This is a genomic window from Candidatus Methylomirabilota bacterium, assembly GCA_028870115.1.
In the GTDB taxonomy this organism is placed as follows: domain Bacteria; phylum Methylomirabilota; class Methylomirabilia; order Methylomirabilales; family Methylomirabilaceae; genus Methylomirabilis.
The window spans coordinates 1-19,392 of the sequence record JAGWQH010000098.1; the positions used below are offsets into that span (position 1 = coordinate 1).

32 protein-coding genes are annotated in these 19,392 nt (G+C 57.4%); all 32 read right to left on the minus strand.

Annotation, left to right across the window (positions count from 1 at the left end):
• A partial coding sequence (gene rpsM / locus KGL31_11470; GenBank protein ID MDE2322509.1) for a 30S ribosomal protein S13 occupies positions 1-205 on the minus strand: 205 nt, incomplete at its 3' end.
• Between the two features lie 55 nt (positions 206-260).
• The gene (gene rpmJ / locus KGL31_11475) at positions 261-374 is read right to left on the minus strand and encodes a 50S ribosomal protein L36 (GenBank protein MDE2322510.1); all 114 of its coding nucleotides are present in this window, start codon (positions 372-374) and stop codon (positions 261-263) included.
• Between the two features lie 55 nt (positions 375-429).
• Positions 430-648, minus strand: coding sequence for a translation initiation factor IF-1 (infA, locus tag KGL31_11480; protein ID MDE2322511.1), 219 nt, complete (start codon positions 646-648; stop codon positions 430-432).
• A complete protein-coding gene (gene map, locus KGL31_11485) occupies positions 648-1,427 on the minus strand; it encodes a type I methionyl aminopeptidase (protein MDE2322512.1) in 780 nt (259 codons plus the stop codon). Before map ends, infA begins: the two co-directional genes overlap by 1 nt.
• Positions 1,428-1,435: 8 nt before the next feature.
• Positions 1,436-2,083 carry an adenylate kinase gene (locus KGL31_11490; GenBank protein ID MDE2322513.1) on the minus strand — a complete coding sequence of 216 codons (648 nt, stop codon included), beginning with the start codon at positions 2,081-2,083 and terminating at the stop codon, positions 1,436-1,438.
• A 6-nt stretch (positions 2,084-2,089) separates the two neighbouring features.
• The gene (gene secY, locus KGL31_11495) at positions 2,090-3,400 is read right to left on the minus strand and encodes a preprotein translocase subunit SecY (protein MDE2322514.1); all 1,311 of its coding nucleotides are present in this window, start codon (positions 3,398-3,400) and stop codon (positions 2,090-2,092) included.
• Complete coding sequence (gene rplO / locus KGL31_11500) at positions 3,397-3,843, minus strand: 50S ribosomal protein L15 (GenBank protein MDE2322515.1); 447 nt, start codon at positions 3,841-3,843, stop codon at positions 3,397-3,399. Before rplO ends, secY begins: the two co-directional genes overlap by 4 nt.
• Positions 3,840-4,040: a 50S ribosomal protein L30 gene (gene rpmD / locus KGL31_11505; protein ID MDE2322516.1), complete on the minus strand. Its 201-nt coding sequence runs from the start codon at positions 4,038-4,040 to the stop codon at positions 3,840-3,842. The genes rplO and rpmD overlap by 4 nt, the downstream gene beginning before the upstream one ends.
• 1 nt (position 4,041) lies before the next feature.
• Complete coding sequence (gene rpsE / locus KGL31_11510) at positions 4,042-4,560, minus strand: 30S ribosomal protein S5 (GenBank protein ID MDE2322517.1); 519 nt, start codon at positions 4,558-4,560, stop codon at positions 4,042-4,044.
• Between the two features lie 113 nt (positions 4,561-4,673).
• A complete protein-coding gene (gene rplR / locus KGL31_11515) occupies positions 4,674-5,042 on the minus strand; it encodes a 50S ribosomal protein L18 (GenBank protein ID MDE2322518.1) in 369 nt (122 codons plus the stop codon).
• Between the two features lie 32 nt (positions 5,043-5,074).
• Positions 5,075-5,611 carry a 50S ribosomal protein L6 gene (gene rplF / locus KGL31_11520; GenBank protein MDE2322519.1) on the minus strand — a complete coding sequence of 179 codons (537 nt, stop codon included), beginning with the start codon at positions 5,609-5,611 and terminating at the stop codon, positions 5,075-5,077.
• 95 nt (positions 5,612-5,706) lie between these two features.
• Entirely contained in the window at positions 5,707-6,102 is a 396-nt protein-coding gene (gene rpsH, locus KGL31_11525; protein ID MDE2322520.1) for a 30S ribosomal protein S8, read from the minus strand.
• Between the two features lie 82 nt (positions 6,103-6,184).
• A complete protein-coding gene (locus KGL31_11530; protein ID MDE2322521.1) occupies positions 6,185-6,370 on the minus strand; it encodes a type Z 30S ribosomal protein S14 in 186 nt (61 codons plus the stop codon).
• A 102-nt stretch (positions 6,371-6,472) separates the two neighbouring features.
• Entirely contained in the window at positions 6,473-7,015 is a 543-nt protein-coding gene (rplE, locus tag KGL31_11535; GenBank protein ID MDE2322522.1) for a 50S ribosomal protein L5, read from the minus strand.
• Positions 7,016-7,076: 61 nt separating this feature from the next.
• On the minus strand, positions 7,077-7,388 hold the full coding sequence (gene rplX, locus KGL31_11540) for a 50S ribosomal protein L24 (protein MDE2322523.1): 312 nt from the start codon (positions 7,386-7,388) through the stop codon (positions 7,077-7,079).
• 48 nt (positions 7,389-7,436) lie between these two features.
• The gene (gene rplN, locus KGL31_11545; GenBank protein ID MDE2322524.1) at positions 7,437-7,805 is read right to left on the minus strand and encodes a 50S ribosomal protein L14; all 369 of its coding nucleotides are present in this window, start codon (positions 7,803-7,805) and stop codon (positions 7,437-7,439) included.
• Between the two features lie 68 nt (positions 7,806-7,873).
• Complete coding sequence (rpsQ, locus tag KGL31_11550) at positions 7,874-8,143, minus strand: 30S ribosomal protein S17 (protein ID MDE2322525.1); 270 nt, start codon at positions 8,141-8,143, stop codon at positions 7,874-7,876.
• A complete protein-coding gene (locus tag KGL31_11555; protein MDE2322526.1) occupies positions 8,140-8,361 on the minus strand; it encodes a 50S ribosomal protein L29 in 222 nt (73 codons plus the stop codon). The genes rpsQ and KGL31_11555 overlap by 4 nt, the downstream gene beginning before the upstream one ends.
• Before the next feature lie 8 nt (positions 8,362-8,369).
• Positions 8,370-8,789, minus strand: a complete 420-nt coding sequence (gene rplP / locus KGL31_11560) for a 50S ribosomal protein L16 (protein MDE2322527.1) — start codon at positions 8,787-8,789, stop codon at positions 8,370-8,372.
• 8 nt (positions 8,790-8,797) lie between these two features.
• Positions 8,798-9,505: a 30S ribosomal protein S3 gene (gene rpsC / locus KGL31_11565; protein MDE2322528.1), complete on the minus strand. Its 708-nt coding sequence runs from the start codon at positions 9,503-9,505 to the stop codon at positions 8,798-8,800.
• Between the two features lie 71 nt (positions 9,506-9,576).
• Positions 9,577-9,924: a 50S ribosomal protein L22 gene (gene rplV / locus KGL31_11570; GenBank protein ID MDE2322529.1), complete on the minus strand. Its 348-nt coding sequence runs from the start codon at positions 9,922-9,924 to the stop codon at positions 9,577-9,579.
• A gap of 17 nt (positions 9,925-9,941) precedes the next feature.
• The gene (rpsS, locus tag KGL31_11575) at positions 9,942-10,226 is read right to left on the minus strand and encodes a 30S ribosomal protein S19 (GenBank protein MDE2322530.1); all 285 of its coding nucleotides are present in this window, start codon (positions 10,224-10,226) and stop codon (positions 9,942-9,944) included.
• 90 nt (positions 10,227-10,316) lie between these two features.
• The gene (gene rplB, locus KGL31_11580) at positions 10,317-11,135 is read right to left on the minus strand and encodes a 50S ribosomal protein L2 (protein MDE2322531.1); all 819 of its coding nucleotides are present in this window, start codon (positions 11,133-11,135) and stop codon (positions 10,317-10,319) included.
• Entirely contained in the window at positions 11,136-11,426 is a 291-nt protein-coding gene (locus KGL31_11585) for a 50S ribosomal protein L23 (protein ID MDE2322532.1), read from the minus strand.
• Positions 11,423-12,058 (minus strand): 50S ribosomal protein L4, encoded by a 636-nt coding sequence (rplD, locus tag KGL31_11590; protein ID MDE2322533.1) that lies wholly within the window; start codon positions 12,056-12,058, stop codon positions 11,423-11,425. The genes KGL31_11585 and rplD overlap by 4 nt, the downstream gene beginning before the upstream one ends.
• A 4-nt stretch (positions 12,059-12,062) precedes the next feature.
• Positions 12,063-12,695, minus strand: coding sequence for a 50S ribosomal protein L3 (gene rplC / locus KGL31_11595; protein ID MDE2322534.1), 633 nt, complete (start codon positions 12,693-12,695; stop codon positions 12,063-12,065).
• A gap of 72 nt (positions 12,696-12,767) precedes the next feature.
• A complete protein-coding gene (rpsJ, locus tag KGL31_11600; GenBank protein MDE2322535.1) occupies positions 12,768-13,076 on the minus strand; it encodes a 30S ribosomal protein S10 in 309 nt (102 codons plus the stop codon).
• A gap of 19 nt (positions 13,077-13,095) precedes the next feature.
• Positions 13,096-14,298 (minus strand): elongation factor Tu, encoded by a 1,203-nt coding sequence (tuf, locus tag KGL31_11605; GenBank protein MDE2322536.1) that lies wholly within the window; start codon positions 14,296-14,298, stop codon positions 13,096-13,098.
• Between the two features lie 33 nt (positions 14,299-14,331).
• Complete coding sequence (gene fusA, locus KGL31_11610; protein ID MDE2322537.1) at positions 14,332-16,425, minus strand: elongation factor G; 2,094 nt, start codon at positions 16,423-16,425, stop codon at positions 14,332-14,334.
• Between the two features lie 70 nt (positions 16,426-16,495).
• Complete coding sequence (rpsG, locus tag KGL31_11615; GenBank protein MDE2322538.1) at positions 16,496-16,966, minus strand: 30S ribosomal protein S7; 471 nt, start codon at positions 16,964-16,966, stop codon at positions 16,496-16,498.
• Between the two features lie 106 nt (positions 16,967-17,072).
• Positions 17,073-17,450, minus strand: a complete 378-nt coding sequence (gene rpsL / locus KGL31_11620; protein ID MDE2322539.1) for a 30S ribosomal protein S12 — start codon at positions 17,448-17,450, stop codon at positions 17,073-17,075.
• An 84-nt stretch (positions 17,451-17,534) separates the two neighbouring features.
• Positions 17,535-19,392, minus strand: a 1,858-nt coding sequence (locus tag KGL31_11625; protein ID MDE2322540.1) for a DNA-directed RNA polymerase subunit beta', incomplete at its 5' end; no start/stop codon positions are given.

Here is a 19,392-nt window from a genome sequence, read left to right on the forward strand (position 1 = left end):
CCCCTTCAACTCTGTAGTTCCCCTCAATGGTTCGCCGCAGCTTCGTGACCTCCTCTTCAGTAAGGTCCTTCACGCGAACATCCGGGCTGACCCCGGAGTCCCGTAAGATCTTATGCGAAGCAGAGCGGCCAATGCCGTAGATATACGTCAGCGCCACCTCAAGACGTTTTTCTCTCGGAAGATCTACCCCGGCGATACGTGCCATAGTTTCCTCAAAGGACGGCTTTCAGCTGATAGCTGACAGCTGTCCGGTGAACCGGCTATCCTTGCCGTTGTTTGTGCCGAGGATTTTCGCATACGATCCGCAGCACCCTTTTCCGTCGAACAACCTTACACTTCTCACACATCGGCTTGACTGACGCTCGAACCTTCATGACAACCCCCGCATTACGAAATCGCTCATCGCGCTCACGCTCTCCACTCTGAGGTCTACTTATATCGGTAAATGATCCTCCCTCGCGTCAGATCGTATGGAGAGAGCTCTACTATCACCTTGTCTCCCGGCAGGATCCGAATGAAATGCATCCGCATCTTTCCGGAAATGTGCGCAAGAACCTTATGTCCCGTTTCCAGTTCTACTCGAAACATGGCATTAGGTAACGGCTCGATAACGGTTCCCTCAACTTCAATCGCCTCTTCCTTCGGCATCAGCGGCCCGCATCCCCAGGTAACTCATCATCGGTCGCGCCGGTAAGCACCTGTACCCCGTCCTCAGTGAGCGCGACAGTGTGCTCAAAATGGGCGGAAAGGCTTCTATCGCACGTCACCGCTGTCCAGCGATCCTCGAGGATCATCACGTCCGGGCCGCCGACATTTGCCATCGGCTCGATGGCCAGAACTAAGCCGGGTTTAAGCACAGGGCCCTGAGCTGGTGGGCCGAAGTTTGGAATCTGCGGTTCCTCATGAAGAGACCGACCGATCCCGTGGCCGACAAACAGGCGCACTACCGAGAACCCCTGAGCCTCGATAGCGTCCTGTACAGCATGCGATATATCGGAGAGATGATTTCCAACCCGTACAGCTCGAGTAGCACGGGAAAGGGCCTCTCGAGTCGCAGCGATCAAGCGCCTAGCCTCCTCGGATACCTTGCCCACGGGAACCGTAACCGCAGCATCCCCGTAATAGCCATCGACAACAACTCCGAGGTCCAGGCTTACAATGTCGCCTTCCTCGAGGTGTCTCGCCGACGGGAACGCATGGACCACCTGTTCGTTTACAGACGCGCAGAGCGTGTAGGGATAACCACGATAGCCCTTGAACGCCGGCTTGCCACCTCGCCTCAGGATATAGGCCTCTGCAAAACGATCTAACTCCAAGGTGGTCAGCCCGGGTTCAATCAGTTCGGCCAGCTTCTCAAGGGTTTCCGCCACAATCCGACTGCTCTTCCGCATCAGATCAATTTCCCAAGGGGATTTCAAGATCATCATAGCTGTTCCTACCCGTCCCCTAGGGCTTGATGGATGCGTTCAGCAATCTCCTCGATCGTCCCATGACCATCAATCCGCCTCAGCAACCCCATCTTATTGTAATAGGCGATCAAAGGCTCTGTTTGTTCCCGGTAGACCCGAAGGCGATGGCGAATCGTGTTCTCCTTATCATCGTCTCGCTGGAAGAGCTGGCCCCCACAGTTGTCACAGACTCCAACCTGTGCTGGCGGCTTCGTATCAACGTGGAACATCGACCCGCAAGCTCGGCAAATTCGCCGACCGGCCAGTCGGCTCACCAGGTCGTCTTCAGACACCTCCACACTGATGACCCAATCCAGCGGGGCGCGCAACACCTTCAGAACTTCCGAGAGCGCCTCGGCCTGGCGCAGCGTCCTTGGAAACCCGTCAAGGATGTAGCCGCTGGCGCAATCGGGTCTGCCCAATCGCTCTTCGATGATTTCAATAACGACTCCATCGGGTACGAGAGCGCCTTGGGCCATAATCGACTTGGCTGCCTGTCCAAGTTCTGAGCCGTCGGCCACTGCTTGTCGCAGCAGGTCACCGGCAGAGACGTGAGCGGCATCAAACTTGGCCGTCAGCAGCCTGGCCTGTGTCCCCTTGCCAGCGCCCGGCGGTCCCAGCAGGACGAGCCGCATAACCCACTACCCCAGCCTGCCCTTAATTCGACTCTTCTTTAAGAAACCCTCGTAGTGACGCATGAGTAAGTGAGACTCGACCTGCTGTACGGTATCCAGGGCCACGCCGACCACAATCAAGAGGGATGTTCCCCCAAAAAAGAACGGGACATTCATCGTCGTGATCAACAATTCCGGAAGAATTGAGATCAGTGTCAAGTAGATCGCCCCCACTAGCGTGATTCGATCCAACACCTTCTCGATAAATTCCGCGGTTTTCGCTCCCGGTCGAATGCCCGGGATGAAGCCCCCGTACTTTCTCATGTTATCAGCAACGTCAGTCGGGTTAAAAACGATAGCGGTATAAAAATAGGTGAAGAAAATGATGGCCACCGCATAGAGCACCGTGTAGGTAACAGTAGCCGGAGAAAGCGCCCTGGCCACCGCCTGCATCCAGGGGTGATTAAAAAATTGAGCGATCGTCGCCGGGAATACGATGATAGACGCGGCAAAGATCACCGGAATGACCCCGGCAGTGTTGATCCGCAACGGGATATGCGTGCTCTGGCCTCCGTAGATCCGCCGTCCGACAACCCTTTTCGCATACTGCACCGCTATCGGTCTTTGGCCGAGCGTCATGATGATCACGCCGGCCACCACCAACACCATCAGAGCCAGGACGATCAGTAACGCCAGCGCCTTTAATTCGCCTGTCGCCAGAAGCCGCCACGTATTAACGATCGCCTCAGGCATCCGGACAATGATGCCGGCAAAGATGAGGAGAGAGATCCCGTTTCCGATCCCTCGCTCAGTAATCTGCTCGCCAAGCCACATCAAGAAGATCGCCCCTGTTGTCAGCGTAATCGTGGTCATCAGGCGAAAGCCTACTCCCGGATTCACGACGATCTGCTCGCCAATCGGGCTCCGCATACTCTCAAGACCGATAGCGATCCCCATGGCCTGGATAGCCGCAAGCAGGACGGTGCCGTACCGCGTGTATTGAGAGATCTTCTTACGACCCTGCTCCCCTTCTTTGCTCAGCTTTTCCAAGGGAGGAAAGACCACCGCGAGGAGCTGCAGGATAATCGACGCGCTGATGTACGGCATGATGCCGAGCGCCAGGATGCTGAGGCGACGCAGCGCGCCGCCCGAAAAGAGATCAAAGAAGCCGAGCAGCGTCCCGCCTGCCTGCTGAAAAAACGATGCAAGGGCGCGAGCGTCGATGCCGGGCGTCGGGATATGAGACCCTATTCGGTAGGCGATCAGCGCAAGGGCGGTAAAGATAATTCGCTTCTTGAGCTCAGGGATCCTGAAGATATTTTCAACGCCCTCAATCATGTGCCAATAACCTCGACCTTCCCACCGGCGGCAAGGATCTTCTCAATCGACCGCTTGGAGAACTTATGGGCAGCTACGCTCAGAGACTTGCTGAGAACTCCATCAGCCAGAACCTTCAGCCCAGCCTTCAGGTCCTTAACAAGCCTCCGCTCCTGCAGCAGCCCGGGGGTTACTCTGGTTCCTGATTCAAAACGCTCCAGGTCTTTCAGGTTCACGGTGGCGTAGACCTTCCTGAACCTGTTGGTAAAACCACGTTTTGGCACACGGCGATGCAGTGGGAGCTGGCCACCCTCGAACCAGGGATGGATATGGGCACCGGAACGAGCCTTCTGGCCCTTTTCTCCTCTGCCCGATGTTTTTCCGTGCCCCGAGCCGGTGCCTCGGCCAACTCGTTTCGTGTGCCGGCCAGCCCCCGCTTGCGGCTTCAACTCGTGCAGCTTCATCCCCTCTCCTCGTTATCAACCTGCTGCACATCGACCAGGTGGATCACCTTCCTGATCATGCCCCGAATGGTCGGGGTGTCGGCGCGGATTACAGATTGATTGATTCGACGCAAGCCGAGTCCGGCGAGAACCTGGGCTTGGCGCGTCGGATGGCCGATCATACTTTTTCGGAGAATGATTCGAAGACCTTTGTCCATCTTATGCCCCTTGTGCCCCTTGTGCGACCAGCCCTTCCTGACGGGCGCCTCGCGCGCGCGCCACGTCCTCAGGCGCACGAAGCGATTGTAAGCCCTGCAACGTCGCCTTCACAACATTATGGGGATTATCAGATCCCAGCGATTTCGACAGGACATCCCGGACGCCAGCCGCCTCCAACACCGCGCGGGCCGCCCTCCCCGCTACGACCCCGGTTCCTTGTGAGGCCGGCTTCAGGATGACCCTGCTGGAGCCGAACCTTCCGGTAACCTCGTGAGGAATGCTCGTTTGCATCAGCGATATGCCGACCAGATCTTTCTTAGCGGCCTCAATCCCCTTACGAATCGCCTCCGGTACCTCGTGCGCTTTTCCCAATCCGATCCCGACGTGTCCGTTCTGATCGCCCACCACAACAAGGGCGCTGAAGTGGAATCGCCGCCCCCCCTTTACTACTTTGGCGACCCGATTGATATGGACAATGCGCTCGGCGAGGTTCAGCGAGTCAGCTTTGATCGGCTTCAAATCTTCTCCTTCTCTCTCTTATGTCAGCAACGCGACGAGCGAAAGGCTGGAGCGGTCACCGCAAGCCTGATCGGCCTCGATACAGCCATAAGCTCAGGCATACGTTCAGACGACTAGATTCTGACCCCTTTTTCTCCAAGCCCGGTGGCCAACGCCTTCACGCGTCCATGGAACTTGAACCCACCGCGGTCAAAGACCACCCGGGAAATTTGAGCCGCCAAGGCCTTGCTCGCCAACAGCTCACCGACTAACCGGGCAGCAGCAGTCTTACTCCCCACCTTGCCCTGTTCTCTGATTTCCCTCGAAAGGGTAGAAGCGGCAGCAAGCGTCTTACCCCGCTCGTCATCGACGATCTGGGCGTAAATATGACGAGCGCTTCTGAATACACAGAGCCGTGGGTAGGCTGCGCTACCTACGATACGCTTCCTGATTCGGCGATGACGTCGCAGCCGATGTTCTTGTTTTCCTTCGTGGCCCACCAACTCAAGCCCTCCCCGATACGCGCAATCCGACCTTACGCCCCAGCCTTCCCGGCCTTCCGCCGGATACGCTCCCCCGCATACTTGACCCCTTTGCCCTTATACGGCTCCGGCGATCTGAGGCTCCGGATCTTGGCGGCTACTTCTCCGACCTGCTGTTTATCCGCCCCGGAGACCGTCACCAGATTCTGGCTCTCCACTGATACATTGATCCCGTCAGGCAACGGAAAGATGAGAGGATGCGAATAGCCTAACATCAGCGCGAGATTACTCCCCTGCACTGAAGCGCGATAGCCGACCCCTATCATCTCCAGCTTCTTCTCGAATCCTTTGGTGACCCCCTCGATCATATTGGCGATCAGCGTACGAGTCAGTCCATGAAGCGAACGATGGAGTTTATTGTCCGAGGGCCGCATACAATGAAGCCGGCTATCCTCCACCTTCACCGCCATTGAAGGATGGAGGCGAAGTGAAAGCTTACCATTGGGCCCCTGGACAGAGATGTTACTCCCCGCAATCTCTATCTTCACCTGATCCGAGAACGGAATTGGCTTCTTTCCGATTCGCGACATACCTTACCTGTTCCCTCTAAAGTGCAGCACCCTCATGGCCCTGACGCACCCCGACACTACCCTTCGCGGCCCTGATCCATGGCCCCGCGTTGCCTTTACCAGACGTAGCACAGCACCTCGCCACCTACCCCGCGATCTCTGGCCACACGTTCTGTCATGATCCCCTGCGAGGTCGACAGGATCGCGACGCCCAGACCATTCATAACCCGAGGTAGCCGCCGCGACGTCGCATACACCCGAAGCCCGGGCCGGCTGACGCGTCGAAGGCCACTGAGAATCCGCTGGTCCCCCGCACCGTACTTCATGTAGATCCGAAGCACTCGATGGTTGTCGACCTCAAGCAGCTTGAAGTTCTTGATATAACCTTCCTCCCGCAGGACCTTCGCAATCTCTACCTTCACTCTGGAAGCCGGCATATGGACGTTATCATGAACGGCCAAGTTGGCGTTCCTGACCCTGGTCAGCATGTCGGCGATGGGATCGGTCATCATGGTCAGATTGCTCCACGTTTAGCGTTCAATATTCGGCGCCTGGAAGGCTCGCGCCTTCGAGTGGTGGACACGCGCCACGCCCCTACCAACTTGCCTTGATAACGCCGGGGATCTCGCCTCGAAGCGCCAGATCCCGAAAGCAGATTCGACACATTTCAAACTTTCTGAGGTAGCCGCGCGGTCGCCCACAGATGCGACACCGATGATAACTACGTACCTTGAATTTCGGCTTACGCTGGCTTTTTACAATCAATGAACGCTTTGCCATATGCTGCTCCCTAGCCCTCAGCAATCAGCGACCGGCTTTCAGCGATGATAAACACGCGCCGTGTCTTCGCTGATAGCTGACGGTTGACCGCTCTGTGTACCGCTAGCTCTTCTGAAAGGGGAATCCCAGATGCTCTAAGAGCGCACGCGCCTGCTCGTCTGTCCTCGCTGACGTCTCAATGGCGATATCCATTCCGCGGACCGCATCCACCTTATCGTACTTAATCTCCGGGAAGATGAGTTGTTCCCTTATCCCCAGATTATAATTACCGCGGCCATCGAACGACTTGGCTGGGACGCCTCTGAAGTCTCGGATTCGCGGAAGTGCAACATTCACGAACCGATCGAGAAACTCATACATCCGATCCCCGCGCAGGGTGACCTTGCAGCCGATAGGAACTCCGGTCCTCAGCTTGAATCCTGCCTCAGACTTCTTGGCACGCGTGACGACCGGCTTCTGTCCGGTGACGGCTGAGAGTTCCTCGACTGCAGCGTCGATCACCTTTACATTCGCCACCGCCTCCCCCAGTCCCATATTGATGACAACCTTCGATGGACGGGGCACCTGCCAGATATTCTTATACCTGAATTGCTTCATAAGGGCAGGAGCAATCACTTCGCGAAAGCGTTCGCGGAGTCGTGGCAGCGAGCGAGGCTCCGTTTTCTCTTTCTTCTTTGTCTTAGTCCCTTGCGCCATCATCCTTCCTCTAATCAACCTGCTCGCTACACTTTTTACACACCCGCACCTTTCGGCCATCGGCGAGACGACTAAAGCCGACACGAACAGGGCGGTTACATTTATTGCACACCAGCATCAGGTTCGAAGTATGAATGGGATTCTCTCGTTCAAGGATCCCCCCCTGCTTTGAGGCCTGGCCAGGCTTGGTGTGGCGTTTCACCATGTTTACCTTTTCCACCAAGGCACGCAGGGTCTTGGGAATGACCTTCATCACCTTGCCCCGCTTCCCCTTGTCCTTCCCAGCAATCACGGCGACCAGATCGTTTTTCTTGATCTGCAAACCCTGTCCTACCGCCATCATGCCCTCATAGACTCAGCCCTTGCCACCTCAGACCACCTCTGGCGCCAAGGAGATAATCTTCATAAACCGCGCCTCGCGCAACTCTCGGGCCACCGGACCAAAAATCCGGGTGCCGACCGGGTTATTCTGCTCGTTCAGAAGCACGGCGGCGTTCCGATCGAATTTGATGTACGAGCCATCCGAGCGTCGCAGCTCCTTCGATGTCCTGACCACCACCGCTTTTACCACAGCGCCCTTCTTCACCGAACCCTCCGGGACCGCCTCCTTGACGTTCGCGACGATGACATCGCCTAAGCGGGCGTACCGCTTCCCAGATCCTCCCAGCACTTTGATCAAGGAGATCCGCTTGGCGCCGGAATTGTCGGCCACCTCCATGATTGTCCGCAAGCCGATCATAATCGTCTACCTTCCTCGTATCCATCCACATGATGATGAGGTGAGGGCGAACGGCGAGGCACCTACCACTACACAGCCGCCTTCTCCAGGATTTCTGTTACCCGCCAATGCTTCTCTTTACTCAAAGGCCGAGCCTCTTCGATGGCGACCCTGTCGCCCATGCCGCACCGATTATCCTCGTCGTGGGCTTTGACCTTTGTCCGATAGCGGACCATTTTGCCATATGCCTCGTGACGTACGAGACGCTCAACCATGACGACAACAGTCTTGTGCATCTTATCGCTCACCACGACCCCCACCAAGGCTTTTCGGCGACCCCTCTTCTGCTGTTCGGTCATGGCGTCCGCTCCACCTCTGATAATGCCTGGTTACGTAAGGACTCTCTCCGCACCGTCTCTCCGACGGCAATCTCCCGACGAAGCCGGCGGATACGGGCCGGATTCTCAAGTTGCGCTACCGAAGCTCTCAGCTTCAGCTTAAAGAGTTCGTCTCGTATTTCGTGGAGCTTTTGCTCCAACTCCGCCGCGCTCAGTTCCCGGAACTCCTTCACATCCATCCTCGCCCTCAGCTCACCACCATCGTACGGGACACAAACCGCGTAGCAATGGGCAGTTTATGTGCAGCTAGACGCATAGCCTCCTTGGCGGTTGTCTCCGTAACCCCTTCCATCTCACACAGAACGCGACCGGGTTTCACCACCGCCACCCAACCTTCCGGCGCACCCTTCCCCTTACCCATCCGGGTCTCCGCAGGCTTCTTCGTGATCGGTTTATCCGGGAAGATCCGGATCCACACCTTGCCACCCCTCTTGATATGCCGCGTCATGGCCCGGCGGGCCGCCTCGATCTGGCGATTGGTAATCCATGCCGCTTCCATGGCCTTCAGGCCATATTCTCCAAAGGCCAACGCCGACCCGCCGACGGCGATCCCGGACCGTCTTCCCCGGTGTTGCTTCCGAAACTTGACTCGCTTTGGTGCCAGCATCGCGTTCCCTAGCCCTGCGTCGGATTGAGCCCCCTGGGCCGCCGCGGGCTTGCTTGTGGAATTTCCCGTTCCTGTTTAGCCGCCAACGCCTCCGGCATCGCCTCCCCGTGGTAGACCCAGCACTTGACTCCAATCAGCCCATACGTAGTCTTGGCCTGAGTGAACCCGTAGTCGATGTCGGCTCGCAGCGTATTTAATGGCATCCGTCCCTCGCGATACCATTCTCTGCGCGCAATCTCTGCTCCGGCCAGTCGACCGGCGCATGCAATCTGAACACCTTGAGCTCCCAGCCGCATCGAGGACTGGACGGTTTTTTTCATCGCCCGCCTGAAAGCAACTCGGCGCATCAATTGCGACGCAATCTGCTCAGCAATCAGTTGAGCGTCCAGTTCCGCCCTTCGAACCTCGACAATATCCAGTTGAATCGGCTTCTTGGTCATGCCGGATAGGGCCACTTTCAACTTATCGACCTCAGAACCCTTTTTTCCGATAATAATACCGGGCCTCGCGGTGTGGATCACGATACGAACCTGATCAGCCTTTCGCTCGATATCGATCCCGGACACACCAGCATGGTAGACCCGTTCCTTGATAAAGCGCCGGAATTTAAGATCTTCATGCAGGGCATCCGCATACCCCTTCACAGCAAACCACCTAGACCTCCACGGTTTGATCAGGCCCAGCCGAAATCCTACAGGGTGCACCTTCTGTCCCATCACACCTCCGCCATCTCGCTCTGACCGAACCTCACGGGAGCAGGCTCATGCCGTCACCCGCGAAGACTCGATTAAAGGGCAGCTTCCTTCTCAGTCAGGACGATAGTAATGTGGCTACTCCGCTTTTTAATGGGGTTCGACCGTCCCATAGCACGAGGCCGGAACCGCTTGACGGTTGGGCCCTGATCGACAAAGGCTTCCTTGACGAACAGCCGATCGATATTCTTCGCCCCGTGGTTATGCTGCGCATTCGCGAGCGCCGACTTGAGAATCTTCTCTATGACCCTGGCGGCATACTTTTTGGTATACCTAACGGTGTCGAGAGCCTGATTAATGCCTCGACCGCGAATCAGGTCAACGACGAGTCTCGCCTTACGTGGCGGGATTCCTATAAAGCGGCCGACCGCACGACATTCCATGATCGATACAATCCTCTTTATTTGAGTGCAGTGGAACGCGCAGTATGCGCTCCATGTCCACGGAAGGTCCTGGTTGGAGAAAACTCCCCCAGTTTATGCCCGACCATATTCTCACTGATGTAAATCGGGATAAACTTCTTGCCGTTATGGATCGCCAGCGTATGTCCGACAAATTCCGGAAGAATAACGGAGCGCCTCGACCAGGACTTGATGATCTTCTTCTCCCTTCCCTCATTCATCGCTTCGATCTTCTTGAGAAGCTTCGGCTCTACGTACGCACCCTTTTTCAGTGAACGCGGCACGCTACCCTCCGTTCAGCGGTACGAACTGCGAACTCCGAGATCTGACTCCCAAAAGATTCTCTGTCGCGCCTCGCACTCCGCACTCCACACTTACTTTCTGCGCTTGACAATAAGGCGATCTGAGGGCTTCCCCTTCTTTCTCGTTTTTCGCTCGAGTTTCCCCCATGGACTACAGGGATGGCGACCACCGGAGGATTTTCCCTCCCCCCCGCCCAGCGGATGATCATGAGGGTTCATAGCCACACCTCGAACAGCGGGCCTGATCCCGAGCCATCGTGACCGTCCAGCCTTTCCCAACGACACGTTCTCGTAGTCCAGGTTCCCCACTTGACCAATGACCGCCGTACAATCAAGACTGATCCGACGCAACTCACCGGAAGGAAGCTTCACCAGGCCGTAATCACCCTCTTTGGCCAGGAATTGTACGCCAGAGCCAGCGCTTCTGGCCAGTTGAGCCCCCTTACCGGGCTTGAGCTCAAGATTATGAAGCGTGATGCCGACAGGAATAGCGCGCAATGGGAGGGCGTTGCCAACCTTGATCTCGGCATCAGGACCGGACATCAGTTGCTCCCCGACCTGAAGGCCCAATGGCCCCACGATATACCGCTTCTCGCCATCCGCGTAGTGGAGGAGCGCAATTCGCGCGGAACGGTTCGGATCGTACTCAATCGACGCCACCTTTGCTGGAACCCCGGGCTTATTCCGCTTGAAATCAACCAAGCGATACTGTTGCTTATGCCCACCTCCATGATGGCGCACGGTAAGCCTGCCGGCACCGTTCCGTCCCCCACTCTTCCTTAGCGGGCGGAGAAGCGCCTTCTCCGGGGTGGCCCTAGTCACATCAGCATACTCCAGAACCGTCTGGAAGCGCCTGCCGGCAGATGTCGGTTTATACGCTCGGATCGGCATCTATGCTCCCTCGAAGAATTCTATGGTTTCCCCTTCTCTCAGAGTCGCCACTGCCTTCTTCCAATCGGATGTACGACCAATAAACCGTCCCAGCCGCTTTTTTTTGCCCTTGACGGACAGGGTCCGCACCTGTAGCACCTTCACTCGAAACAGCGATTCGACCGCACGCTTGATCTCGATCTTATTGGCATCTCGGGCCACTTCGAAAAGGTACTGGTTGGCGGCATCCTTCAAATCGGTCCCTTTTTCAGTGATGAGAGGACGACGGATGATCTGATATGCCCCTCTCATGGCCTCCATGCCTCTTCTACCGTGCTTACCGCACTCTTGGTCATGACAAGGGTATCATGCCTCAGGATATCGTACACGTTCAGCCCCTGCGTCGGTATAAGTGTGAGATGAGGTAGATTACGGCAGGACTTGGCCGTCGCATCATTTTGCCCCACGTGGTCTGTCACAATCAATGCGCGTCCCTGAACCCCCAATCGCTCCAGCAGGGCTTTGAACGCCTTTGTGCTCGGTTCCTCCAGTGAAAGGCTGTCGACCACCATAAACTGACCGGCTCTGACCTTCTCAGAGAGGGCAGCTCGAAGCGCGGCCGCCCGTACTTGACGCGGGACTACGTAGCCGTAACTCCGAGGCTTGGGACCGAATACCGTACCCCCACCACGCCACAGGGGTGAGCGTCTTGTGCCGGATCGTGCTCGACCAGTCCCCTTCTGCTTCCAGGGCTTTTTTCCGCCCCCGCGAACTTCAGATCGCGTACGGGTCGAAGCGGTCCCCTGACGACGATTGGCAAGCTGCATCTTGACCACGTCGTGCAATAACTGTGGCACAGTGATGACGCCGAACACCGCCTCATCAAGAGCAACATCTGTTGTTTTCACGCCGTTCGTATCCAAAGCCTGGACTGTAACCGCCATCGCCTTAGCCTCGCTTGGAGATCGTAACCAGGCCGCCGGCCGGTCCGGGCACAGCGCCCTTGACCAGCACCAGATTCTGCTCTGGGAGAACCTTCACGACCTTGAGCCCCTTGACGCTCGCAGTATCGGTACCCATCCGTCCAGGCATATGGTGTCCTTTGAAGACCCTGGACGGAAAGGACGACGCACCGATTGACCCCGGGGCGCGGTGGAACATAGAGCCATGCGTCTCAGGACCGCCGAGATATCCCCACCGCTTAACCCCGCCCTGAAAGCCCTTCCCTTTTGTAATCCCGGTCACGCAGACTGTCTCTCCCGGCGCGAACAGGTCCACGGTCAGAGTCAGACCAACGGGATACTTCGAACTCTCCACGGGTTCCAGCCGAAACTCCCTGAGATGTTTCTGGGGCGCTACCTTGGCCTTATCGAAGTGGCCCTTGAGCGGCCGGGTGACCTTCCTGGTCTTCCGTTCCGCCCGGTAGCCGATCTGGATCGCCTCGTAGCCGTCAGTCCCGATGGTCCTCCGTTGTACGACCGGGCACGGACCAGCCTCAATGATAGTGACCGGGATGGCATCCCCGTTAGCGTTAAACAGTTGCGTCATCCCGACTTTTTTACCAAGCAATCCGATGCTCACAGCAATTAATCCTTTAATCCTTAGCTAGCAGTTATCAGCTTCCAGCCGGCTATTACTAGCTGATCACGTTTTCTAGAGCTTAATCTCCACGTCGACACCAGCCGGCAGGTCGAGCCGCATCAGGGCATCTACCGTCTGAGGCTGCGCATCCACGATATCCATCAGCCGTAAATGGGTCCGGATCTCGAACTGTTCGCGCGACTTCTTATCGATGTGCGGCGAGCGCAACACGGTAAATCGACTGATCTTAGTCGGTAGCGGAATGGGTCCAGAGACCCTCGCGCCCGTTCGCTGGGCAGTATTGACAATCTCCTTGGCCGACTGGTCAAGGATTCGGTGATCATAGGCCTTCAGCCTGATTCGTATCCGCTGATTTTCCATTATTCCCTGTTCTGGCCCCCTACTCCACCACCTCGCTCACCACGCCGGCCCCGACGGTGCGGCCGCCCTCGCGGATCGCGAAGCGTAACTCCTTCTCCATGGCGATCGGCTGAATCAGTTCGACCGCAAGGCTGACGTTGTCGCCCGGCATGACCATTTCGGTCCCCGCGGGGAGCGTACAGACCCCGGTCACGTCGGTGGTCCGGAAGTAGAACTGGGGCCGATAGCCGTTGAAGAAGGGGGTATGACGGCCGCCCTCTTCCTTGGTGAGAATGTAGGCCTCGGCCTTAAAGCGCGTGTGGGGGGTAATGGAACCGGGCTTGGCCACCACCTGGCCGCGCTCCACCTCTTCGCGCTTGGTCCCCCGCAGGAGCAGTCCCACGTTGTCGCCGGCCTGGCCCTGGTCGAGGAGCTTGCGGAACATCTCGACGCCGGTCACGACGGTCCGCTGGGTGTCCCGGATGCCGATGAGCTCCACCTCGTCAGCCACCTTGATGATGCCGCGCTCGACGCGGCCGGTGACGACGGTCCCGCGCCCGGAGATCGAGAAGACGTCCTCAATCGGCATGAGGAACGGCTTGTCGAGGACGCGAACGGGGGCGGGGAAGTAGGCATCGACGGCGTCCATGAGTTCGAAGATCGGTGCGGCCGCCGGATTGCTGCGGTCACCGCTGCCGGCCTCCAACGCTTTGAGCGCGCTGCCGCGAACGAAGGGGATCTCGTCGCCGGGGAAGTTGTAGCTCGTGAGCAGCTCGCGGACCTCCAGTTCGACCAGCTCGAGCAGTTCGGGGTCATCCACCAGGTCGACCTTGTTCAGGAAGACGACGAGGTTGGGGACGTTGACCTGGCGGGCGAGCAGGATATGCTCGCGGGTCTGCGGCATCGGCCCTTCGGAGGCGGCGACGACCAGGATCGCGCCGTCCATCTGGGCGGCGCCGGTAATCATGTTCTTGATGTAGTCGGCGTGGCCGGGGCAGTCGACGTGCGCGTAGTGGCGCTTTTGCGTCTCGTACTCCACGTGCGCGATATTGATGGTGATCCCCCGCTCCTTCTCCTCCGGCGCTTTATCGATCTGGTCGAAGGGGACGAAGTTGACCTTCGGGTTCGCCGCGTGCAGGACCTTCGTGATCGCCGCGGTCAGGGTGGTCTTGCCGTGGTCGATGTGCCCGATGGTCCCGATGTTCATGTGTTCTTTCGTCCGCTCGAATTTCGCCTTGGCCATAGCCAACTCCTTTAGCAACGAAACTGCGTCCGCCTACCGTCCACCGAGCCGCCCGCCCATACGGGCCACAATCTCCTCCGCAATGCTGGCGGGGACAGGCTCGTACCGCGAAAACTGCATCGTGTGAGCGGCCCGACCCTGGGTCGCTGAACGCAGGTCAGTGGCATACCCAAACATCTCGGATAGCGGCACATCCGCTTGAACCACCTGGGCGGCCAGCCTAGACTCGATCCCGGTTACCCGGCCGCGACGCGAATTCAGATTACCGATGACCTCGCCAAGAAAATCCTCCGGCGTCGAGACATCGACCCGCATGATCGGTTCCAGCAGCACCGGCTTCGCCCGGCTGGTCGCCGCTTTGAAAGCCATTGAGCCGGCGATCTTAAACGACATCTCTGAGGAGTCCACCTCGTGATACGATCCGTCATAGAGGGTGACCTTCACATCGATGACGGGGTAGCCGGCCACTACCCCGGTCTGCAATGCTTCCTTGATGCCTTTCTCCACCGCGGGGATATACTCTTTGGGCACCACGCCGCCCACAATCTTGTTGACGAATTCGAATCCCGATCGAGCGGGCGAGGGTTCCACTTTGATCCAGACGTGTCCGTACTGTCCACGCCCACCGGTCTGCCGCACATATCGGCCTTCAGCCTCAGCCAATGTCGTGACGGTTTCACGATAGGCTACCTCGGGTTTGCCCACATTGGCCTCGACCCGAAACTCCCGCATGAGCCTGTCGACAATAATCTCAAGATGCAGTTCTCCCATGCCGGAGATGATCGTCTGGCCGGTCTCTTCGTCCGTGCTGGCGCGAAAGGTCGGATCCTCATTGGCCAACGCGGCAAGTCCGGCCGCAAGCCGATCCTGCCCTTCTTTCGTCTTCGGCTCAATGGCCACCGAGATAACCGGTTCAGGAAACTCAATCGATTCCAGAATAATCTGGTTGACCTCGTCGCACAGGGTGTCGCCCGTTCGAGCGCCCTTGAGTCCCACAGCGGCCGCAATATCACCGGCCGAGACCTCCTTAATCTCCTCGCGCTTGTTAGCGTGCATTCGTAGCAGGCGTCCGATCCGCTCGCGGGTGCCGCGCGTCGAGTTGTACACCTGGCTGCCAGAGCTCAGGCTGCCTGAATAGACTCTGAAAAAAGCCAGTTGCCCGACATAGGGATCCGTCATGATCTTGAATACTAACGCGGCGAACGGTTCCTTCGGCTTCGGGATTCGTACTGTAGATTTCCCGGTGGCCGTATCGAGACCCTCGATGGGCGGCAGGTCAACCGGGGATGGAAGATAGTCCACAACCGCGTCCAGTAATGGCTGTACTCCTTTGTTCTTGAACGAGGCGCCGGCAATAACCGGAACCAACTGGAGCTTGAGTACAGCACTGCGGATGGCGGCCTTGATTTCCTCCGGTCCAACCGCAAGACCATCCACGTACCGGACAAGGAACCCGTCGTCCACTTCGGCGATCGTCTCCAACAGCCGCTCGCGAGCCTCCTGGGCCCGCGGGCGCATCTCATCAGGAATCTCATCCTCCCGGTAGCTTGCCCCGAGCGTTTCCTCATCCCAGATGATCGCCTTCATCCGGATCAGGTCGACAACACCCTCAAAATGATCCTCTTTGCCGATGGGGAGCTGCACAACCAACGGATTAGCCCCAAGGCGCTCAACGATCATCCGAACGCACTGGTCGAAATTCGCGCCCATGCGATCCATTTTATTGACCAGGGCGATACGGGGAACCCCATACTTATCCGCCTGACGCCACACCGTCTCGGACTGAGGTTCCACCCCAGCCACCGCATCGAAGATTGCCACGGCCCCATCCAATACCCGAAGGGATCGTTCGACCTCAACCGTAAAATCAACGTGTCCCGGGGTATCGATAATGTTGATCCGATGGTTCCGCCAAAAGCAGGTGGTAGTAGCGGAGGTGATTGTAATCCCCCGCTCACGCTCCTGCTCCATCCAGTCCATCTCGGTGGAACCCTCGTGCACCTCCCCAATCTTATAGGTTTTACCGGTGTAATACAGGATCCGCTCGGTGGTGGTAGTCTTCCCCGCATCGATGTGGGCCATGATCCCGATATTCCGGACCGTCTCTATAGAGTATGTCTCAGCCATGTCTACGTATCAGATTTTAGATTGAGGATTTCTGGGTTCAAGTTCTGAACTCGATACTTACAACTTCCTGTTACCAGCGATAATGGGCAAACGCCTTATTCGCCTCCGCCATCTTATGCGTGTCTTCCTTTTTCTTTACCGAGTTTCCCCGGTTAGCCGCCGCCTCTGTCAACTCAGCAGCCAACCGCTCCGCCATCGTCTTCTCTGTGCGCTTTCTTGAGAAGCCGATGATCCAACGGAACGCCAAGGAGGTCCTGCGATCCGCTCGGACCTCTACCGGTACCTGATAGGTCGCGCCACCTACCCGGCGTGACTTGACTTCGAGAACCGGCTTGACGTTGTCCACGGCCTGTTTGAACATTCGCAACGGATCAGTCTTCGCCCGATCCTCGATAATCTTCATCGACCCGTAGACAATCGACTCAGCAACGCTTTTCTTGCCTTTGACCATCATGGTATTGATGAACTTCGCAACCATTCGGTTGCTGTACACAGGATCAGCAATCGTCTCTCGTTTCTCGGTTACTTTTCGTCTTGGCATGAAGCGTTCCCCGAAATGTTGAGCTCTACACGTGACCAGAAAATTAAAATCGGCGCTTCAGGCATGGTCCGTGAAGAGCCGATTGCCTCTTCGGTATAGAAGGTCGTTAACCGGTTTTTGGTCTCTTGGCCCCATAGAGGGATCGAGCCTGTTTGCGATCCTGGACTCCTGCCGTATCGAGAGCGCCGCGAATCACATGATAGCGGACACCCGGCAGATCCTTCACGCGCCCTCCCCTGATCAGGACAATGGAATGCTCCTGCAGATTGTGGCCGATCCCTGGAATATACGTTGTCACCTCAATCCCATTACTGAGACGCACCCTGGTCACCTTTCGAAGGGCCGAATTCGGCTTCTTTGGAGTCGTCGTGTAGACACGAATGCAAACCCCACGTCGCTGCGGACACCGCTGTAGCGCGGGCGTCTTGGCCTTCTTAACCGCTGCAGCTCGACCCTTGCGAACCAACTGGTGGATGGTGGGCACTGGCTCCTCCCTCTATTAAGCAAACCAATATATTATACAGACTCCATTTTCATTGTCAAGCTTTTTAATTATGCCTTCCCTAAATTAATTATCAAGGGATGCGTCGTCCAACTCATCCGATCCCTCATCAACAGCCACGTTCGCCCCAGTGAAGACCTCCTTCGGCAACGCCACCTCGGGTGTAGCAATCGTGGTCTCCCGGTACCATCTCATCCCGGTACCGGCCGGGATCAGGCGACCCATAATAACGTTCTCTTTCAGGCCACGCAATTCGTCCCTCGCCCCATTGATGGCTGCCTCCGTCAAGACCTTCGTGGTTTCCTGGAACGAGGCGGCGGAGATGAAGCTGTCAGTGGAGAGCGACGCCTTTGTAATCCCCAAGAGTAGAGGCTTGGCGGTGGCCGGGGTCCCGCCTGAGGCCATGGTGCGCTGGTTCTCCTCGAGGAAGACGGTCTTATCGACATGCTCGCCAACCAGGAAGTTAGCATCGCCGACTGCCTCAACCCGTACGCGCTTCAGCATCTGTCTGACGATCACTTCAATGTGCTTATCGTTGATCTGAACCCCCTGAAGTCGATAGACTTCTTGGATCTCATTCACCAGATACTTCTGGAGTTCCTGTTCGCCCAACACGTCCAGGATATCGTGGGGGTTAATAGGACCGTCCATAAAGGGTTCGCCGGCCTTGATCTCATCCCCGTCCAACACATTAACATGCCTGCGTCGGGCAATCAGGTATTCCCTGACGTCCCCATGCTCGTCCCTGACGGACAGTTTGCGCATACCCTTTGCGATCCCGCCTAATTCCACACGGCCGTCGATCTCAGAGATGACGGCAGCATCCTTTGGCCTGCGCGCCTCGAACAGCTCAGCCACCCTGGGGAGACCACCGGTGATATCCTTGGTTTTCATCGTCTCCCGTGGAATTTTCGAAATGCTGTCCCCGGCCGATACCATCTGTCCCTCACTCACCATAAGGTGGGCACTGACAGGCAGCAGGCAGCGGAAGACAGTTGCGCCCGCCTCGTCCTTAATCGAGATCCTCGGCTGCAAGTCCTCCCGTCCGTGCTCCACTACGACGCGCTGGGATAGACCGGTGACCTCATCCACTTCCTCCCGGATGGTCACCCCGTCAACGACATCCCGGAAGTGCACCCGTCCACCGTGCTCTGCCAGAATCGCACTCGTAAAGGGATCCCACTCCATCAGCACCTGCCCGGCCTTCAGCGGCGCGCCATCCTCGACTTTCAGGTGAGCGCCGTAGACCGCCGGGTAGCTTTCTTTCTTGCGGCCCTTCTCGTCGATGATACTGATCACGCCGTTACGGTTCATCACCACATGGTCGCCCTTGGCGGTCTTGACCGTACGCAGGTTCGCGAACCTGACGATTCCCGCGCCCTTGCATTCGAGCGTACTCTGCTCGACAGCACGGCTCGCCGTACCCCCGATGTGGAATGTCCGCATGGTCAGCTGGGTCCCGGGTTCACCGATAGACTGCGCCGCCAGGACACCGCATGCCTCTCCCAATTCTACCAGCCTACCGGTGGCAAGGTTACGACCGTAACACTTGATGCAGATGCCTCGTCGCGCCTCACAGGTGAGGACCGAGCGGATTTTGACCCTGTCGATACCGGCATTTTCGATCTTGCTGGCCAATACCTCAACGATCTCCTGGTTGCCCTCCACCAGCACCTCTCCTGTGAAGGGGTCATGGATATCATCCAGGGCTACCCGGCCGAGCATTCGGTCGCGCAGGGGCTGGATAACCTCGCCCCCTTCTATGAGAGGGGTGACCCATATCCCATTGGGCGTACCACAATCCACCTCGGTAACGATGACATCCTGCGCCACGTCCACCAGTCGGCGCGTGAGATAGCCCGAATCGGCCGTCTTCAAGGCCGTATCGGCCAAGCCCTTTCGCGCTCCGTGAGTCGAGATAAAG

Coding starts and splice junctions, on each gene's coding strand:
- rpsG (MDE2322538.1), bottom strand. CDS start 16,966: ATGCCAAGACGAAAAGTAACCGAGAAACGAGAGACGATTGCTGATCCT.
- rpsJ (MDE2322535.1), bottom strand. CDS start 13,076: ATGGAAAATCAGCGGATACGAATCAGGCTGAAGGCCTATGATCACCGA.
- infA (MDE2322511.1), bottom strand. CDS start 648: ATGCCGAAGGAAGAGGCGATTGAAGTTGAGGGAACCGTTATCGAGCCG.
- rplD (MDE2322533.1), bottom strand. CDS start 12,058: ATGGCGGTTACAGTCCAGGCTTTGGATACGAACGGCGTGAAAACAACA.
- rplO (MDE2322515.1), bottom strand. CDS start 3,843: ATGAAGCTGCACGAGTTGAAGCCGCAAGCGGGGGCTGGCCGGCACACG.
- fusA (MDE2322537.1), bottom strand. CDS start 16,425: ATGGCTGAGACATACTCTATAGAGACGGTCCGGAATATCGGGATCATG.
- tuf (MDE2322536.1), bottom strand. CDS start 14,298: ATGGCCAAGGCGAAATTCGAGCGGACGAAAGAACACATGAACATCGGG.
- secY (MDE2322514.1), bottom strand. CDS start 3,400: ATGATTGAGGGCGTTGAAAATATCTTCAGGATCCCTGAGCTCAAGAAG.
- KGL31_11490 (MDE2322513.1), bottom strand. CDS start 2,083: ATGCGGCTCGTCCTGCTGGGACCGCCGGGCGCTGGCAAGGGGACACAG.
- KGL31_11555 (MDE2322526.1), bottom strand. CDS start 8,361: ATGGATGTGAAGGAGTTCCGGGAACTGAGCGCGGCGGAGTTGGAGCAA.
- rpmD (MDE2322516.1), bottom strand. CDS start 4,040: ATGGACAAAGGTCTTCGAATCATTCTCCGAAAAAGTATGATCGGCCAT.
- rplB (MDE2322531.1), bottom strand. CDS start 11,135: ATGCCGATCCGAGCGTATAAACCGACATCTGCCGGCAGGCGCTTCCAG.
- rplP (MDE2322527.1), bottom strand. CDS start 8,789: ATGCTGGCACCAAAGCGAGTCAAGTTTCGGAAGCAACACCGGGGAAGA.
- rpsC (MDE2322528.1), bottom strand. CDS start 9,505: ATGGGACAGAAGGTGCACCCTGTAGGATTTCGGCTGGGCCTGATCAAA.
- rpsH (MDE2322520.1), bottom strand. CDS start 6,102: ATGATGACCGATCCCATCGCCGACATGCTGACCAGGGTCAGGAACGCC.
- rplN (MDE2322524.1), bottom strand. CDS start 7,805: ATGATCGGCTTGCGGACAATCATGGAGGTGGCCGACAATTCCGGCGCC.
- rplV (MDE2322529.1), bottom strand. CDS start 9,924: ATGGAATGTCGTGCGGTCGGCCGCTTTATAGGAATCCCGCCACGTAAG.
- rplF (MDE2322519.1), bottom strand. CDS start 5,611: ATGTCGCGAATCGGAAAGAAGCCAATTCCGTTCTCGGATCAGGTGAAG.
- rpmJ (MDE2322510.1), bottom strand. CDS start 374: ATGAAGGTTCGAGCGTCAGTCAAGCCGATGTGTGAGAAGTGTAAGGTT.
- KGL31_11530 (MDE2322521.1), bottom strand. CDS start 6,370: ATGGCAAAGCGTTCATTGATTGTAAAAAGCCAGCGTAAGCCGAAATTC.
- map (MDE2322512.1), bottom strand. CDS start 1,427: ATGATGATCTTGAAATCCCCTTGGGAAATTGATCTGATGCGGAAGAGC.
- rpsQ (MDE2322525.1), bottom strand. CDS start 8,143: ATGACCGAACAGCAGAAGAGGGGTCGCCGAAAAGCCTTGGTGGGGGTC.
- KGL31_11585 (MDE2322532.1), bottom strand. CDS start 11,426: ATGAGAGGGGCATATCAGATCATCCGTCGTCCTCTCATCACTGAAAAA.